Here is a 16,944-nt window from a genome sequence, read left to right as displayed (position 1 = left end):
ACCCACCGCTATCGCGAGCAGGCTCACTCCTACAGGGGGACGGTGTTCGCAAATCAATAAACCCCCGGCACCAACCGCCAACTCCGCGCGCAATAAGCTTCGTACTCCGCCCCAAACTGCGCACGCAGCAGGGCTTCTTCCGAATGAATCCGGGCAATCAACGGGATCAACGTCAGCGCCGCGAGCAACAATCCCACCACCGAACGAAACGCCAGCGCCCAGCCCACGGCATTGATCACCAGCCCCAGATAACTCGGGTTGCGCAGGTGCTGATAGATGCCATCCGTCACCAGGCGGTGCCCTGGCTGTATCGCCACCAATCCACTGAAGCGCCGCCCCAGCACAAACACCGGCCACAGTCGCAGCGCGCCGCCGACGATAAACAGCAAAGCGCCGAGCCAGCGCACGCCTTCACCACCAAACGTCCAGAAGTTCATCCGGTCGCAATAGGCTGGCAAGAAACCACTGACCAGACCAATCACACCAAAGGCCGGAATCACCCAGCGATTGGCGCGATCTTCACGTTCGCCAGAACTGAGGTTGACCTCACTGAACAGTGAAGCAATCACCATCGCCACCGTCGCCAATGCCACGATCACCAGCGAACCGTGGGAAAAGAACATCGCCACACCGCCAATGCCCCACACCGCCAGACCCAGCCAGGCGAGGGTGGCGAGTACCGCGACGACGGTCATTTGTGCAGACATTTTCATGGTCAACTCACGGCTGGGTACGTATCCGTTGAGTGTAGATCCACCGCAAAACCTGTGGGAGCGAGCCTGCTCGCGAAAGCGTTGGATCAGTCAATTTTGATCCTGGATGTGCCGGCCCCTTCGCGAGCAAGCTCGCTCCCACAGGGATCTGCGTCGTACACAGAATGCGAGATCACATCTGAAAGTGTGGGAGCGAGCTTGCTCGCGAAGGCGTTGGGTCAGTCAAATTCGATGTTGGATGTGCCGGCCCTTTCGCGAGCAGGCTCGCTCCCACAGGGATCTGCGTCGTACACAGAATGCGAGATCACCTTCTGAAACTGTGGGAGCGAGCTTGCTCGCGAAGGGGCTATGTCAGTCAGCAGATACCTTGTCGTCAGTCAGGACTTTGCGGAACGTCTCCACCAATGGCCGCAAATTTATCCGGTGCCATGCCGCCCACAATGGCGTAGTCAGCGTCAGCCACGGCAGTTCCCGCAACACCACACCCGGCGGTGCGTTATGGCTCAAGCCTTTCTGGATCATCGCAATCCCCAGCCCCGACGCTACCAAACCCAGCGCGGTAAAAGGCTCGGTCGCCTGCATGCGCACATCCGGGGTGAACCCCGCGCGGATGCACGCGCTGACAAACTGATCGTTGGCATCCTGACGCGGCTGCACGCCGATCCATTCCTGCTCGGCCAGATCCTCGGGGTTCAACGCCGCTTGCTGCGCCAATGGATGATGCTCCGGCAACGCCAGCAGCATCGGATCATCCAGCACCTGAAAACCCAGCAGATCAGGATCGTCATCGGTCGGCGGTTCACTCACCAAGGCAATATCGAGACTACGCTGTCGCAGGCCTTCCAACTGCTCGGCGGAACTGAGGTTGTATAGCGCGACATGCACATTCGGCCGATCGGCGCGCAACACGCGCAAGGCATTGGGCAGGACGCCGGCGTGCATGGCGTTCTCGATATAGCCGATGCACAAACCGCCTTCTTCGCCGCGACCGAGGCGCTTGCCGAGGGATTCCAGGCGATTGGCGTGGGTCAGCAGGGCGCGGGTTTCGGCGAGGAAGGTCTGACCGTCGCGGGTCAGGCGAATGCGTTGCTGGCTGCGCTCGAACAGGGTTAGGCCCAGGCGCTCTTCGAGCTGGGCGATCTGTCGGCTCAGCGGCGACTGGGAGATGTGCAGCCGCTCGGCGGCGCGGCCGACGTGTTCTTCCTCGGCGACGACCACGAAGTAGCGCAATTGGCGGATGTCGATCATGTCAGACCTATAGGGACTCAAGTGCTGCGTATTATGTCTTGGACGGTCTAGGTGTCGCAATCTAGGATCTGCTCAACGGTCACACCGACTCAGAACCTACGAGGAAAATCCAATGAGTTTGAAAGACAAACTGCCCGGCCAACTGGGCTTCGGCACCGCGCCCCTGGGCAACATGTTCCGCGCCATCCCGGAAGCCGAAGCGCAAGCCACCGTGCATGCCGCGTGGGATGCCGGCGTGCGTTACTTCGATACCGCGCCGTTCTACGGTTCGGGCCTGTCGGAAATCCGCCTCGGCGAAGCACTCAAGCAATACAAACGCGACGACTATGTGCTCAGCAGCAAGGTCGGTCGGGTAATTCTCGATGAAGTCGAAGACGCCGCTGCCCGTGATCTTGGCGAGAAAAGCGGCGTATTCGAACACGGTCGCCCGAACAAGATCGTCAATGACTACAGCGCCGACGCGACTATGCGTTCGATCGAAGACAGCCTCAAGCGCTTGCAAACCGATCGCCTCGACATCGTCTGGGTGCACGACATCGCGCAGGATTTCTACGGCGATCAATGGCTGGAATACTTCAATCAGGCCCGCACTGGCGCATTCAAAGTGCTGACCCGCTTGCGCGAAGAAGGCGTGATCAACGGCTGGGGCCTGGGCGTGAACAAAGTCGAGCCGTGCGAGCTGACCCTCGACCTTACCGAAGCGCAACCGGATGGCTTTCTATTGGCTGGTCGCTACACGCTGCTCGACCACGAACGTCCGTTGCAACGTCTGATGGATTCGGCCCTAGCGCAAAACGTTGAAATCGTCGTCGGCGGCCCTTATAGCTCAGGAATTCTGGCCGGTGGCTCGCACTTCGAATACCAGCAGGCCAGCCCTGAGGTCATCGCCAAGGTCGAGCAGATCAAACGCATCGCCGCCGCGTACAACGTTGATATCAAAGCCGCTGCGCTACAGTTTTCGCTGGCCAATCCTGCTGTTGCGGCGGTCATTCCCGGCGCAAGCAAACCCGGCCGAATTGCTGAAGATGTCGCCGCCTTGTCAGCCGTTATTCCTGCCGGTTTCTGGCAGGCGATGCGCGACGCCCAACTGGTTTCCGAACGTGCACCATTGCCAATCGATGAGGTGAAAGCATGAAGATTGATCTGAGTGGAAAACTGGCCATCGTCAGCGGCAGCACCGCCGGCATTGGTCTGGGCATCAGCCAGTCGCTGGCTGAATCCGGCGCCACGGTGGTGGTGATCGGCCGCGATACAGGCAAGGTCGAGCAGGCGCTGGCGAGCATTCGCGAGAAGGTGCCGGGCGCGCAATTGCGTGGTTTGACGGCCGATCTGGGCACCGCCGAAGGTGCGCAAAAACTGTTTGCCGCTGAACCGCGTGCGGACATTCTGGTGAATAACCTCGGCATCTTCGACGCTGTCGATTTCTTTGACGCGCCCGACAGTGAGTGGACGCGTTTCTATGAGGTCAACGTGATTTCCGGCGTGCGCCTGGCGCGGCATTATGTGCCGGCGATGGTCGAACAGGGCTGGGGTCGGGTGATCTTCCTGTCCTCGGAATCCGGCGTCGCCACGCCAGCGGACATGATCAACTACGGCGTGACCAAAAGCGCCAATCTGGCGGTGTCCCACGGTCTGGCCAAACGTCTGGCTGGCACCGGGGTGACGGTCAATGCGATCCTGCCGGGACCGACCTTCACTGATGGCCTGCAAGACATGCTCAAGGATGCCGCCGCCGAATCCGGGCGCAACCTGCGCGATGAAGCCGACGCTTTTGTGCTCAAGGCCCGTCCGACTTCGATCATCCAGCGTGTCGCCGATGTTGAAGAGGTCGCGCACCTGGTCACCTACATTGCTTCGCCGCTGTCCTCGGCCACCACCGGCGCAGCCTTGCGCGTCGATGGCGGCGTGGTCGACAGCCTGACGATCTGAATTCCCGAGAGAGACGTTTATCTATGCCTACAGCATCAGCAACCATCGACATCCCGGCCTCGGCCGATCAGGTCTGGCAATTGATCGGCGGCTTCAACACGCTGCCCGATTGGCTGCCGTTTATTCCCAACAGTGAACTGAGCGACGGTGGGCGCGTGCGCACCTTGCAAACCGCTGACGGCGGCGTGGTGGTCGAGCGTCTGCAAGCGTTCGATAACACAGCGAAGACCTACAGCTATTCGATTGAACAGGCGCCGTTTCCGGCCACGGATTATCTGGCGACGATCAAGGTTGAAGCCCAAGGGCAGGGCGCACGTGTAACGTGGTCGGGGCGCTTCAATGCCAAAGGCGTGAGCGATGAGGAAGTGGTGGCGCTGTTCAGCGGCATCTACCAGGGTGGCCTCGAAGCACTCCGAGCCAATTACCCCGCCTGAGCTGATGATCGTTCCCACGCTCTGCGTGGGAATGCAGCCCGGGACGCTCTGCGTCCCATTCGCAAGCTGGAACGCGGAGCGTCCCTTGAGGCATTCCCACGCAGAGCGTGGGAACGATCATGTCGAGAATCAGGAATTTTCGATCAGGCTCTGCCGACAATCGAGCACCAGTTTCGCCCCGCCCAGATCACTGCTGCCGACTTCAAGACTGAAGCCATGCAAGCTGACAATCGCCGCGACAATCGACAGCCCCAAACCAAAGCCACCCTGCGGCTGCCCACCTTCGGCGCGATAAAAGCGCTGGAACACCGCTTCACGTTCGGCCTCGGGAATCCCCGGCCCTGAGTCGTGCACTTCAATCCGCGTCTGCCCACCCGCGTTGACTCCACGCAGCATCACCGTGCCGCCCGGTGGCGTGAACTTGATCGAGTTGCTGAGCAGATTCGCCAACGCCTCGAACAACAGCGCCCGGTCGCCATTCAGCGCCGGCAATGTTTCCGGCATGTTCAGCTCGAAACGCAGTTCGCCTTCTTCGGCCAGCGGGAGGTAAAACTCATGCAGTTCTTCCAGCAGTTGCACCGGGTCGAGTTCGACAAAACCCGAGCGACGCTGACGATCCTCCAGTTCGGAAATCCGCAACAACCCGCGAAAGCGCGCCATCAGCGTATCGGCTTCTGCGAGCACCAGATCCAGCTGCGCCGCTTCCTGCGAGCCTTCGCCAGCCTGCTGCTGCATGCGATACAACTGCGCGCGCAGGCGCGTCAGCGGCGTGCGCAAATCATGGGCGATGTTGTCGCAAACGCCTTTGACTTCATTCATCAAACGCTCGATGCGTTCGAGCATGGCGTTGACGATCGCGGCGAGCATGTCCAGTTCATCGCGGCGATTGGACAGCGGTAATCGATGAGTCAGATCGCCGGCGACAATCGCCTGGGCGCTGTCCTGAATCGCTCGAATCCGCCGCAACGGTCGGCGCCGCAGCAAATGCCAGCCGGCAATGCCCGGCAGAATTGTCAGCGACACGCCCCAGAACAACGCATGCAAAATGATCCGCGTGACGGCGAATAACGAGCCGTTGTCGCGCAGCAACACCAGCCAGCGGCCGTCGCGGGTTTGCGTGGCCACTGCGTCGCAGCTGTCATTGGGCAAGGTCGGATCATCGGAATTGGCGCAGTCGGCGAGCATGTGGATCTTGCCGTCCAGCGGCAGACCCTCGGGGATCTGCTGCAACGCGCCGCCGAGGTAAACGCCGTCGGCATCGAACAAGCCATAGGCGTCGATGCCGCGAATATCGAAAGTCATGCTGGCGGCGAGCGCGTCTTCCAGCTGTTCGCCGCGAAAGTGCGAGAACAGGTGCTGACGTTGCATCAGCGAATGTTTGGCGAGGTTGTCGAGGTAGCCGGAGACTTCGTAATACATGACCCCCATGAGGATCGCGCTCCAGGCCACAAACAGCGAACTGTACAGTGCCAGCAAGCGGCTGCTGGAGGAACGCCAGCCGTCAGACGGGTTCGGCAATGACATAGCCGGAGCCCCGTACCGTGCGGATCAGCGGCACATGGCCGACGGCGTCGATCTTCTTGCGCAGACGGCCGATGTGCACGTCGATCAGGTTGGTGCCGGGGTCGAAGTGATAACCCCAGACCTCTTCGAAAATCATCATCCGCGAAAGGATCTGGCCGCTGTTGCGCATGAGGAATTCGAGCAACTTGTACTCGGTCGGCAACAGCGTCAGCACTTGTTCGGCACGGCGCGCTTCGTGGCTGATCAAGTCCAGTTCGAGGTCGGCTACCTGCAGGGTCGTCGCTTGAGTCGCGCCGCTGTTCTGCCGACGCAGCAACACTTCAACCCGTGCGGCCATTTCATCGGTGGCGAACGGCTTGGTCAGGTAGTCATCGCCGCCGGCCCGCAATCCGCGTACGCGCTCGTCGACATCGGAGAGGGCGCTGATCATCAGAATCGGTGTGGCCACGCCCATGGTGCGCAGGGTGGTAACGATGGCCAGGCCATCGAGTTCGGGCAGCATGCGGTCAAGGGTGATCAGGTCGTAGTTGCCGCTCACGGCGCGGTCGAGGCCTTCGCGGCCATTGTCGACCCAGTCGACTTCCAGCCCGTGGCTGCTCAGTTCGGCGACGATTTCCCGCGCAGTCACGGCGTCGTCTTCGATGGTCAAGATACGAGTCATAGGCAGGCCTGCTGATCGGTTCAAACGGAATGGCAGCATTTTGCCAAGAAAATCCGCTGACGCTTTAAATTAACTTTCATGTTCACCTGTCACAAACGCAAATTTCGAGCGTGATGGGTATTTGAGGCCAATGCATAAAACCCGCTGTTATCCGGCAGTTGTTGCAAATTGCAAGGTTTTCGGAAGTTCATTCTTTATAACTGGCTGAAATTAAACGACTTATTTAATTCTCGCGACTGGCACGGTCACTGCAATTCCTCTGATGACGAGTTGTAACACCATTTTTCATGCCTGGAGCAGAACAACAATGAATAGATCCCCTGATGGGTTTTATCCCGCCGTTGAAGAGTCGAGCAGCGTTTCAGGCGTGTCCTGGGGCGCGATCTTCGCCGGTGCCGCGGCTGCCGCTGCACTGTCGATGATTCTGGTCCTGCTCGGATTCGGTTTGGGTTTCTCTGCCGTTTCACCGTGGGCCGGAGAGGGCGTCAGCGCCAAGGGCCTGGGCATTTCAACGATAGTCTGGCTGGCGGCGACGCAAATCATCGCTTCCGGCATGGGCGGCTACATCGCCGGTCGCCTGCGGGTGAAGTGGGCGAACATGCACGGTGACGAAGTGTATTTCCGCGACACCGCGCACGGCTTCCTTGCCTGGTGTGTGGCTACATTGGTTACCGCAGTGCTGGTGGTCGGTTCGGTCAGCAGCGTCATCAGTGGTGGTGTGCAGGCCGGTGCCAGTGTTGCTGGCGGCGCAGCCAGTGCCATGACCCAAGCGGCCGGCTCTGCTGCAGCGAACACCGACAGTAACCAGTACGGTTACTACATCGACAGTCTGTTCCGCGATGACCGTCCGGCGTCCGTCAGCGATGACGCGGCCCATGGTGCCGTGGCCCGTATCTTTGCGCAAAGCCTGGCCAACGGTCAGATGAGTGCCGAAGACCGTACCTACCTTGCGCAACTGGTCGCCCAACGGACCAACCTGACTCAAGCCGATGCCGAGCGCCGCGTCGATGAGATCTACGCCCGCACTCAGAAAGCCCTGGCCGACGCCAAGCTGAAAGCTCAACAAGCCGCCGACACCGCCGCGAAAGTCGCTGCCTGGACCTCGCTGTGGATGTTCGTCTCGCTGTTGGCCGGTGCGTTCTTCGCCAGCCTCGCAGCCACCTTCGGCGGTCGCCGCCGCGATGCGGTCGAGTACGTTGAAGTCGACACCTACACCACGACCACTCCAGTCCGTTAAACAAGGAGCATCACCATGCGCTCACTACTGCTGTTCTTCCTTGGCGTACCGATCCCGATCATCATCCTGATCGCCCTGTTCGTGCACTGATTGCTCCATTGAGGCCCATGCCTCGGCCGCTTCCACCTTCGGGTGGAAGCGGCTTTTTGCTTTCTGCGGGTGCAACGGCGAGAATCCCCGCCGGAAGTGGATTGGCCGCTTTTACCTCTCTTTAAGGATGAACACGTTGGACAAGAAGGAAATCAAACGCCAGTTGGTTGAGATGCTCGAAGCCGGGCGCTCGAAAACCGAAACGTTCAATGCGTTGTCGGGCGGTGCGGTCAAAGATCGCGTGTTGGCGGCCTGGATCGGGGGGCGTTCGGATCCGGCCCTCAGAGCAAAGCATTCACTCAAAGTCACCCTGCTGATCGTGTTGACCTGCATTCAGGCATTGATCGGCTCAGTCGTCGGTTTCTTCCTGTTCTACGACGCAAGCGCCGGTCTGGCACTGACCATGTTGCTGATCGCTGGTGGCATTCCGTTGTTGTTTGCATGGGGCTTCTACAAGAACGTGGCGGCGGCTTACACCGTTTACGTGCTCCTCACCATCAGTCAGGTGTCACGCATGTTCAAGGGCTATGAGGAAGATCCGCTGTCGACCGTGATTGCCGTCGGCATCACTCTGGCCATGGTGTTCTACGCCGCCTGGATCAAATCCCTGCTGTTCCCGGACCTGGGCTTCATCGGCGCGAAGAAGATCAAAGGGCAGTTCGTCTTCTCCAATTGATCGTTGGACAATCCAACTGCTTTCACTGGCCTGGATCAATATTTCGAGCGGCGAGATCGCCTAACGTAAATGATCCCGGCCTTTGCTGAGGTATGAACTACAGTGCTTCACGCGCACCTTGTTGCGCTGACGGAGTACGCGTCGACGCCCCAATCACAGCAACAATAAACGCGTCGACACGCTGTAGTGCAGCAAGGAGCTGACACCACCTCAACCGAACCTTCACGGATGAACATTGCAATGCACTGCCAACCAAGATCTTTTGATATCCAGCCTTTGGCGCAGGCGGATATGACCGTTCACATCAACGGCCAAGCGGTCACCGCCGCCATCGGCGAAACCGTACTCAGCGTTATCCAGTCTCTCGGCGTACGCCAGATCGCACGTAACGATCACAACCAGATCACCGGCGCCTATTGCGGCATGGGCGTGTGCCAGTGCTGTCTGGTGAAAATCAATGGCCGGCACAAACGTCGTGCCTGCCAGACCGTGGTGCGTGACGGCATGCAGATCGAAACTCAGGTCAACCGCATCACCGCGCAGGAGGTGGTTGTATGAGCCTGCAACCGGTGATTGTCGGCGGCGGCCCGGCGGGGATGGCGGCGGCCATCGAACTGGCGCGCCACGGTGTGCGCTGCACCTTGCTCGAAGAAGCTTCGCGCCTTGGCGGCGTGGTCTATCGCGGGCCGTTGCGTGACGGCGTGCAACTGGATTATCTCGGCCCGCGTTACTCCGAAGCGCTGGGCAAACTGCACGGTGATTTTCAGGAGCAGGCCGGGCTGATCGACGTGCGCCTCAACCATCGCGTGGTCGGCGCCGAAGGCACCCGCGCGCTGGTGGTGCTCGATGGCGACGAGCAACTGCACGAGATCGAGTATCCGCAATTGCTCTTGGCCGCCGGTTGCCACGAACGCAGCGTGCCGTTCCCCGGCTGGACCTTGCCGGGGGTGATCATGCTCGGCGGCCTGCAACTGCAAATCAAAAGCGGTGTGGTCAAGCCGCAAGGGCCGGTGATCATCGCCGGCACCGGGCCGCTGCTGCCGCTGGTGGCGACACAACTGCATGCCGCGGGCGTCAGCGTTGCGGGCGTGTATGAGGCCTGTGCGTTCGGCAAGATCGCCCGTGAAAGTCTGGCGCTGCTGAATAAACCGCAGCTGTTTCTCGACGGTTTGAGCATGCTCGCCTACCTGAAACTGCACGGTATCTCGATGAACTACGGCTGGGGCGTGGTCGAGGCCCACGGCGAGGGCGAGCTGAAAAGCGTCAGCGTCGCGCCATATTCGGCCACTTGGGAACCGGACATGAGCCGCGTCGAGCGCTTCGAAGCCAAGACCCTCGCGGTCGGTTACGGCTTTATTCCACGCACCCAACTGAGCCAGCAAATGTGCCTGGATCACGGCTTCAGCGACGACGGTTACCTGCGCGCCAACGCGAACGTCTGGCAGCAAAGCAATGAACCGCACGTGCATCTGGCCGGCGACATGGGCGGGATTCGCGGCGGTGAAGCAGCGATGCTCGCCGGCAAGATCGCGGCGACCTCGATTCTCTTGCAACGCGGTGTGCTCGAAGAAGAGCTGGCGCGGGTTCGTCGTGACCGTTATCTGAGCAAACTCAAAGCCATCGTGCGTTTCCGCGCCGCCGTGGATCGCTACACCGAACGTGGCGTCGGCCAGACTGCATTGCCCGCCGCCGACACGGTGATCTGTCGCTGTGAACACGCCACCCGCGCCGACATCGACCTGGCGCTGGAGCAGGGCGTGCAAGACATCGCCAGCCTGAAAATGCGCACCCGCGTGAGCATGGGCGATTGCCAGGGGCGCATGTGTGTCGGCTACTGCAGCGACCGCTTGCGCCAGGCCACCGGCCGCAAGGACGTCGGTTGGCTGCGCCCGCGTTTCCCGATTGATCCGATTCCTTTTTCCGCGTTCCAGTCTGTCGGCACGGAGGCCGCTGCCCATGAGTAAGTTCTATGACGTGGTCATTGCCGGTGGTGGCGTGATCGGGGCGTCCTGCGCCTATCAACTGTCCAAACGCAAAAACCTCAAGGTCGCGCTGATCGATGCCAAACGACCGGGCAACGCGACCCGTGCTTCGGCCGGCGGCTTGTGGGCGATCGGTGAGTCGGTCGGCCTCGGCTGCGGGGTGATTTTCTTCCGCATGATGTCGGCCAACCGCAAGCGCGAAACCCAGGGCGCGGCGGTGGCCGTGGATGCGAGCACGCCGCACATTCTGCCGGAGTCGTTTTTCGATTTTGCCCTGCAGTCCAACGCGTTGTACCCGGCGTTGCACCGAGAGCTGAAAGACAATCACGGCATGGATTTCAAGTTCGAAAAGACCGGGCTGAAGTTCGTCATCTATGACGATGAAGACCGGCTCTACGCCGAGCACATCGTCGGTTGCATTCCGCATCTGGCCGATCAGGTGCGCTGGCTCGATCAGGCGGCGCTGCGCGAGTCCGAGCCGAGCGTCAGCCATGAAGCACGCGGGGCGCTGGAGTTTCTCTGCGACCATCAGGTCAGCCCGTTCCGCCTCGCCGACGCCTACATGGAAGGCGCACGGCAGAACGGCGTCGACATTTTCGTCAACACCAACGTCACCGGCGTGTTGCACCACGGCAGCCGCGTCACCGGTGTGCAAACGGCCGAGGAGGGCGTGTTCCACTGCAAGACGCTGATCAACGCCGGCGGTGCCTGGGCGGCAGATTTGAGCGAGTGGGCAACGGGTATTCGCATTCCGGTTAAGCCGGTGAAAGGCCAGATCCTGCTGACCGAGCGCATGCCGAAAATCCTCAACGGCTGCCTGACCACCAGCGACTGCTACGTGGCGCAAAAGGACAATGGCGAGATCCTGATCGGCAGCACCACCGAAGACAAAGGCTTCGACGTCACCACCACCTACCCGGAAATCGCCGGGCTGGTGCAGGGCGCGGTGCGCTGCCTGCCGGAACTCAAGGACGTCAATCTGAAACGCACGTGGGCGGGCTTGCGTCCGGGCTCGCCGGATGAGTTGCCGATTCTCGGGCCGATGCGTGGGGTGGAGGGGTATTTGAATGCCTGCGGGCATTTCCGCACCGGGATTCTGACCTCGGCGATTACTGGCGTGTTGCTGGATAAGCTGGTCAACGATGAACCGCTGCCGCTGGACATCACGCCGTTTCTGGCGGATCGCTTTGCAGCAGCCCCGGTCAAGCAGGAGCGCACGCTAGAGCCTGCTTGACTCAAATCCCCTGTGGGAGCGAGCCTGCTCGCGAAGGCAATCTGTCAGTAACGAATAAGTTGACTGACACACCGCTTTCGCGAGCAGGCTCGCTCCCACATGGGGTTCTGGGTGTGGCTCAGGATTTGCGGGATTCTTCTTCGAGTTGGTCGGATTCGAACAACCGCGCCAGTTCCGCCCGGGCTTCCTGGGCGGTTTGCAGGACTTTGGCCGCGTCGTCGTAGATCGCGTGCTGTGCCTCCAGCACCTGTTCGTCGTGGTGCTTGAAGCGCTTGATCCGCGCATCGGCCTGGGCCTGGGTCAAACCGAGGCCGACCAAGGTGCGTCGACTCATTTCCAGACTCGAGTAATAGGTTTCACGAATCGCCTCCGCGCCAACATCCACCAAACGGTGCACATGCTGCCGGTTACGTGCCCGGGCGATGATCTTCATGTGCGGATACAGCTTGCGCACCACCTCGGCGGTCTTGATGTTGGTGTCTGGATCATCCGTGGCAATCACGAAATATTCTGCCTCGCCAACCTTGGCCGCATTGAGAATTTCCGGGCGCATCGGGTCGCCGTAGAACACCGGCACACCGCCGAAACTGCGCGACAGTTCGATGGTTTCCACCGAAGTGTCCAGTGCGACGAATTTGATGTTCTGCGCCCGCAGAATCCGCGCGACGATCTGGCCCATCCGGCCCATGCCGGCGATCACCACACGCGGGGTGTCAGTGTCGATCTCACGGTATTTTTCCGGCACTTCCACCGGCTGCACTTTCGGGCTGACCAGCCGCGCGCAGATCAGCAGCAACAACGGCGTCACCGCCATCGACAGGGTGATGGTCAGCACCAGCAAGTCATACAGGCGCGGTTCGAACAGACCCTGATCACGACCGATCTTGAACACCACAAAGGCAAATTCACCACCCGCCGCCAAGACGATACCGAGGCGTATTGCACTGACCTTGTTCAAGCCACCGGCCAGACGCCCGACGACAAACAGCAGCGGCAATTTCAGACCGATCAACAGCAGCGTCAGCCCCAACACGGTGATCGGCGCGCTGAGCAGCAAACTAAGGTTGGCGCCCATGCCGACGCTGATGAAAAACAGCCCGAGCAGCAAACCTTTGAACGGCTCGATCTGCGCTTCCAGCTCATGGCGATACTCCGAATCCGCCAACAGCAAACCGGCAAGAAACGCCCCCAGCGCCATCGACACACCGACCAGATCCATCAACCACGCCGTGCCGATCACCACCAGCAACGCCGTGGCCGTCGACACTTCCGGCAAACCGGTTTTCGCCACCACGCGGAACACTGGCCGCAACAGATAACGCCCACCGACCACGACCACGGCGATACCGCCGAGCACTTGCAGCGCGTGATTCAGACTTTCGGCATTGCTGGTGTCGTGTGCACCACCGGCCAGCATCGGCACCAGCGCAATCAACGGGATCGCGGCGATGTCCTGAAACAGCAGAATCGCAAACGCCAACCGCCCGTGGGGGCTGGTCAGTTCCTTGCGCTCGGCCAGACTTTGCAACCCGAATGCCGTCGAGGACAGCGCCAGGCCAAGGCCAAGCACAATCGCGCTGTTCAGCGGTTGGCCAAACACCGACAAGGCCAACACGCCAATCACCGAAGCCGTCAGCAGCACCTGCGCCAGACCGACGCCGAACACCGATTTGCGCATCACCCACAAACGTCGTGGCGACAGCTCAAGACCAATGATGAACAGCAGCAACACCACACCCAGTTCGGAAATGTGCGCGACGCTTTGCGGGTTGCCGATCAGGCCCAACACTGAAGGGCCGATGATTACCCCGGCAAACAGATAACCGAGCACGGCGCCCAGTTGCAGACGTTTGGCCAAAGGCACGGTGAGCACGGCCGCGAACAGAAAGACGACGGCGGCTTGCAACAGATTGCCTTCATGGGGCATGGGGGGTTACTCCTGACAACGGTACGGCGGGGGGTGACAAGGATAAGGGCTACAGCGACTTTTCATCCACCGAAGATCCCCTGTGGGAGCGAGCCTGCTCGCGAATGCGGAGTGTCAGCCAGCATAGTTGTCACTGACAGAACGCATTCGCGAGCAGGCTCGCTCCCACAGGGATCTTGGTTTTAACCTGTAATAATTTGCATCAATTAGTTACATTTATAACCTCTGCGTATCAATCCCCGAGTCCCGCCATGGCCATCAACTTCGACCTCAACGACCTGCAAGCCTTCCGTGCCGTGGTCGAGCAGGGCAGTTTCCGCAAGGCCGCCGACACCGTGCGCCTGTCGCAACCGGCCTTGAGCCGGCGCATCGAAAAGCTCGAAGACGCCCTCGGTGTCAAACTCTTCGAACGCACCACGCGCAAGGTCAGCCTGACCCAGGCCGGGCGCGGTTTCATGCCCAGCGTTGAGCGTTTGCTCGATGATCTGGATGTCGCGTTGCTGGGCATCAGCGAAGTCGCTTCGACCCGTTTGGGCCATGTCACCGTCGCTTGCGTGCCTTCGGCGGCGTACTACTTCATGCCCCGTGTGATCGCGCGCTATCACCAGCAATTCCCGCGCATCAAAGTCAAAGTGCTCGACTCCAGCGCGCACGATGTGTTGAGTGCGGTGGTCAATGGCGAGGCGGATTTCGGTTTGAGTTTTCTCGGCACGCAGGATGCCAAAGTCGAGTTCGAACCGCTTGTGCAGGAGTGCTACGTCGTCGCCTGTCGCCGCGATCATCCGTTGGCCGAACGCAGCAGTGTGAGCTGGGACGAGTTCTATCAGCAGGATTACATCTCGCTGGACAAGACCTCCGGCAACCGTTTTCTGCTCGATCAGGCGTTGAGCACGGTGGTGCCGCAGCGTTCGAGCATCTGCGAAACCCGGCATGTGACGACGATGATCGGTCTGGTGGAGGCGGGGTTGGGCGTGGCGGCGGTGCCGCTGATGGCGATGCCCGGGCCGGATCATCCGATCTTGACGCGGGTGCCGCTGACCGATCCGCAAGTGATGCGCAGTGTCGGCATCATCAAGCGCCGGGGTCGTACGCTGACCCCGGCGGCACTGGAACTGGAGCGGCTGGTGATAGAAATGAAAGTCCAGCCGCCAACAATCAGCGCTTGACCGAATCCAGTCCGGTGGCTTGCACGTCAGCTTGTGCGGCCGGCGCGGCGAGGTAGGCGAGCAGGGCTTTGGCTTCTTCAGGATGCTGTGCGCCGACTGGAATCCCGGCGGCAAAACGCGTCACCGACTGCACTGATTCCGGAATCTTCGCGACGAAGCTCACGCCCGGCACCGGTAGCAATTCGCTGACCTGCTGGAAACCCAATTGATAGTCGCCAGTGGCAACCACCGAGCCGACCGGGATTTTCGGGATCATTTTTGCCTTCGGTTTCAGCTGATCTTCGATGCCCAGTTTCTTGAACAACTGCTGCTCGATGTAGACGCCGCTGGCGCTGTCGGAGTAGGCCACCGACTGTGCGTCGAGCAAGGTTTTCTTCAAGGCGTCGACGCTGCTGATGTCCGGTTTCGACGCGCCTTCACGCACCACCAGGCCAATTCGCGAATCTGCCAGCTCAACGCGCGAGGCCGGATCGACCTTGCCTTGTTTGATCAAGTCATCGAGGGCGTAGCCGACCATGATCACCACGTCGGCGTGCTCGCCGCGCGCGAGGCGATTGGGGATCGCTTCGGGGGCTTTGCCCATCGACGGGCCGAGGCTGGTGGTCAATGTGTTGCCGCTGGCGGCGGCGAATTTCGGCCCGAGAATCTTGTAGGCAGCGGTGAAACCGCCGGAGGTCATCACGTTCAATTCCTCGGCCTGCGCCGCGAGGTTGAACGCGAGACCGGCGAGCAGGGCGGTGACAGTAAACAGTTTTTTCATGGCGAGTTTTCCTCAGGCCGCGACAGGTTGCAGACGACCACCGGCACGGCGGTACAGATAAAGAGTGGCGCACAAGGCACACAGCGCACCGATGCTCATCCAGTAACCCGGCGCGGCTTTGTCGCCGGTGTACTGAATCAGGAAGGTCGACATCGCCGGGGTGAAACCACCGAAAATGGCGGTGGCCAGGCTGTAGGCGAGGGAGAAACCGGCAACGCGAACCTCAACCGGCATGATCTCGGTGAGCGCCGGAATCATTGCGCCGTTGTACAAGCCGTAGATAAACGACAGCCACAACAGCGACAGCAGCATGTGGCTGAAGCTCGGCGCCTGCACCAGATACGACAGCGCCGGATAGGTGGTGGCCAGGGCCAGCAGCGACATCGCGATCAGCACCGGGCGCCGGCCGATACGGTCGGACAACAGGCCGCCAATCGGCAGCCAGAAGAAGTTCGACACACCGACCAGCAACGTCACCAACAGCGCGTCCGAAGTACTCAGATGCAGCACGGTTTTACCGAAGGTCGGCGCGTACACGGTGATCAGGTAAAACGCGGTGGTGGTCAGCGCGACCATCAGCATGCCGCCGAGTACCACGCCCCAGTTCTGGCCGAGGGTGCGGAATACTTCGCCCATGCTCGGGCGGTGTTTGCGCGCGGCGAACTCTTCGGTTTCCGCCAGGTTACGGCGCAGGAAAAAGATGAACGGCACGATCATGCAGCCAACGAAAAACGGAATCCGCCAGCCCCAATCGGCCACCACCTCCGGCGCCATCCACGCGTTCAAGGCGTAGCCCAACGCGGCGGCGACAATGATCGCCACTTGCTGACTGGCCGACTGCCAAGCGGTGAAGAAACCTTTGCGACCCGGGGTGGCGATCTCGGCGAGATACACCGACACACCGCCCAATTCCGCCCCGGCCGAGAAGCCTTGTAGCAAGCGCCCGATCAACACCAGCGCTGGCGCAAACAGGCCGATGCTTTCGTATCCGGGCACCAGCACAATCAAGATCGTGCCGCTGGCCATGATCGACAGGGTAACGATCAAACCTTTGCGCCGACCGACATCATCGATATACGCACCGAGCACAATGGCGCCCAGCGGACGCATCAAAAAGCCTGCGCCGAACACCGCAAAGGTCATCATCAGGGAAGCGAACTCACTGCTCGCCGGAAAGAACACCGCCGCGATCTGCGTGGCGTAGAAGCCGAACAGAAAGAAGTCGAACTGTTCGAGGAAGTTGCCCGAGGTCACCCGGAAAATGGCGCCGGCCCGCGAGCCGTTGTGTGGGATTGAGGCTGTCATAGAAAAGTACTCCACCGCTTTTATGACGTGCGCGACGGGAGGGCGGCGCACGGTTTTT

16 protein-coding genes are annotated in these 16,944 nt (G+C 60.6%); 9 read left to right on the top strand and 7 right to left on the bottom strand.

Going from position 1 to position 16,944, the window contains the following annotated elements:
• Nucleotides 1-53: 53 nt before the first annotated feature.
• Entirely contained in the window at nt 54-713 is a 660-nt protein-coding gene (locus QOM10_RS18270; RefSeq protein ID WP_127928840.1) for a methyltransferase family protein, read from the bottom strand.
• A gap of 351 nt (nt 714-1,064) precedes the next feature.
• A complete protein-coding gene (locus tag QOM10_RS18265) occupies nt 1,065-1,961 on the bottom strand; it encodes a LysR substrate-binding domain-containing protein (RefSeq protein ID WP_316916702.1) in 897 nt (298 codons plus the stop codon).
• Nucleotides 1,962-2,073: 112 nt separating this feature from the next.
• On the opposite strand from QOM10_RS18265, the gene QOM10_RS18260 reads away from it, so the two are divergent.
• From QOM10_RS18260 to QOM10_RS18250, 3 genes are read left to right on the top strand one after another with little or no spacing between them, the layout of a single operon-like run.
• Nucleotides 2,074-3,096: an aldo/keto reductase gene (locus QOM10_RS18260; RefSeq protein WP_316916701.1), complete on the top strand. Its 1,023-nt coding sequence runs from the start codon at nt 2,074-2,076 to the stop codon at nt 3,094-3,096.
• On the top strand, nt 3,093-3,890 hold the full coding sequence (locus QOM10_RS18255) for an SDR family NAD(P)-dependent oxidoreductase (RefSeq protein WP_316916700.1): 798 nt from the start codon (nt 3,093-3,095) through the stop codon (nt 3,888-3,890). The genes QOM10_RS18260 and QOM10_RS18255 overlap by 4 nt, the downstream gene beginning before the upstream one ends.
• A gap of 23 nt (nt 3,891-3,913) precedes the next feature.
• Complete coding sequence (locus QOM10_RS18250; protein ID WP_160040904.1) at nt 3,914-4,324, top strand: SRPBCC family protein; 411 nt, start codon at nt 3,914-3,916, stop codon at nt 4,322-4,324.
• A 129-nt stretch (nt 4,325-4,453) separates the two neighbouring features.
• Here QOM10_RS18250 and QOM10_RS18245 read toward each other — a convergent pair whose 3' ends face one another.
• Nucleotides 4,454-5,848 carry a sensor histidine kinase gene (locus QOM10_RS18245; RefSeq protein WP_127928831.1) on the bottom strand — a complete coding sequence of 465 codons (1,395 nt, stop codon included), beginning with the start codon at nt 5,846-5,848 and terminating at the stop codon, nt 4,454-4,456.
• On the bottom strand, nt 5,826-6,509 hold the full coding sequence (locus QOM10_RS18240; protein WP_016986226.1) for a response regulator transcription factor: 684 nt from the start codon (nt 6,507-6,509) through the stop codon (nt 5,826-5,828). The genes QOM10_RS18245 and QOM10_RS18240 overlap by 23 nt, the downstream gene beginning before the upstream one ends.
• 307 nt (nt 6,510-6,816) lie before the next feature.
• On the opposite strand from QOM10_RS18240, the gene QOM10_RS18235 reads away from it, so the two are divergent.
• The 5 genes from QOM10_RS18235 to hcnC all read left to right on the top strand — a co-directional run bounded on the left by QOM10_RS18235 (nt 6,817) and on the right by hcnC (nt 11,728).
• Nucleotides 6,817-7,746: a hypothetical protein gene (locus QOM10_RS18235; RefSeq protein ID WP_316916699.1), complete on the top strand. Its 930-nt coding sequence runs from the start codon at nt 6,817-6,819 to the stop codon at nt 7,744-7,746.
• A 226-nt stretch (nt 7,747-7,972) separates the two neighbouring features.
• Nucleotides 7,973-8,512, top strand: coding sequence for a hypothetical protein (locus tag QOM10_RS18230; protein WP_316916698.1), 540 nt, complete (start codon nt 7,973-7,975; stop codon nt 8,510-8,512).
• A gap of 240 nt (nt 8,513-8,752) precedes the next feature.
• The gene (gene hcnA / locus QOM10_RS18225; RefSeq protein WP_127928823.1) at nt 8,753-9,070 is read left to right on the top strand and encodes a cyanide-forming glycine dehydrogenase subunit HcnA; all 318 of its coding nucleotides are present in this window, start codon (nt 8,753-8,755) and stop codon (nt 9,068-9,070) included.
• Nucleotides 9,067-10,476 (top strand): cyanide-forming glycine dehydrogenase subunit HcnB, encoded by a 1,410-nt coding sequence (gene hcnB / locus QOM10_RS18220; RefSeq protein ID WP_316916697.1) that lies wholly within the window; start codon nt 9,067-9,069, stop codon nt 10,474-10,476. Before hcnA ends, hcnB begins: the two co-directional genes overlap by 4 nt.
• Nucleotides 10,469-11,728 (top strand): cyanide-forming glycine dehydrogenase subunit HcnC, encoded by a 1,260-nt coding sequence (hcnC, locus tag QOM10_RS18215; RefSeq protein ID WP_127928819.1) that lies wholly within the window; start codon nt 10,469-10,471, stop codon nt 11,726-11,728. Before hcnB ends, hcnC begins: the two co-directional genes overlap by 8 nt.
• Nucleotides 11,729-11,846: 118 nt before the next feature.
• On the opposite strand, the gene QOM10_RS18210 is transcribed toward hcnC, so the two are convergent.
• Nucleotides 11,847-13,655: a monovalent cation:proton antiporter-2 (CPA2) family protein gene (locus tag QOM10_RS18210; protein WP_316916696.1), complete on the bottom strand. Its 1,809-nt coding sequence runs from the start codon at nt 13,653-13,655 to the stop codon at nt 11,847-11,849.
• 251 nt (nt 13,656-13,906) lie between these two features.
• On the opposite strand from QOM10_RS18210, the gene QOM10_RS18205 reads away from it, so the two are divergent.
• Complete coding sequence (locus QOM10_RS18205; protein WP_127928815.1) at nt 13,907-14,821, top strand: LysR family transcriptional regulator; 915 nt, start codon at nt 13,907-13,909, stop codon at nt 14,819-14,821.
• On the opposite strand, the gene QOM10_RS18200 is transcribed toward QOM10_RS18205, so the two are convergent.
• Nucleotides 14,811-15,581: a substrate-binding domain-containing protein gene (locus QOM10_RS18200; protein ID WP_316916695.1), complete on the bottom strand. Its 771-nt coding sequence runs from the start codon at nt 15,579-15,581 to the stop codon at nt 14,811-14,813. The two genes, QOM10_RS18205 and QOM10_RS18200, sit on opposite strands and share 11 nt — an antisense overlap.
• A 12-nt stretch (nt 15,582-15,593) precedes the next feature.
• A complete protein-coding gene (locus QOM10_RS18195; RefSeq protein ID WP_077573511.1) occupies nt 15,594-16,886 on the bottom strand; it encodes an MFS transporter in 1,293 nt (430 codons plus the stop codon).
• Nucleotides 16,887-16,944 lie beyond the last annotated feature (58 nt).

Source organism: Pseudomonas sp. P108 (assembly GCF_032613195.1).
In the GTDB taxonomy this organism is placed as follows: domain Bacteria; phylum Pseudomonadota; class Gammaproteobacteria; order Pseudomonadales; family Pseudomonadaceae; genus Aquipseudomonas.
The sequence above is the reverse complement of the archived record's forward strand: the minus strand, read 5'-3'. Positions and strand labels throughout refer to the sequence as shown.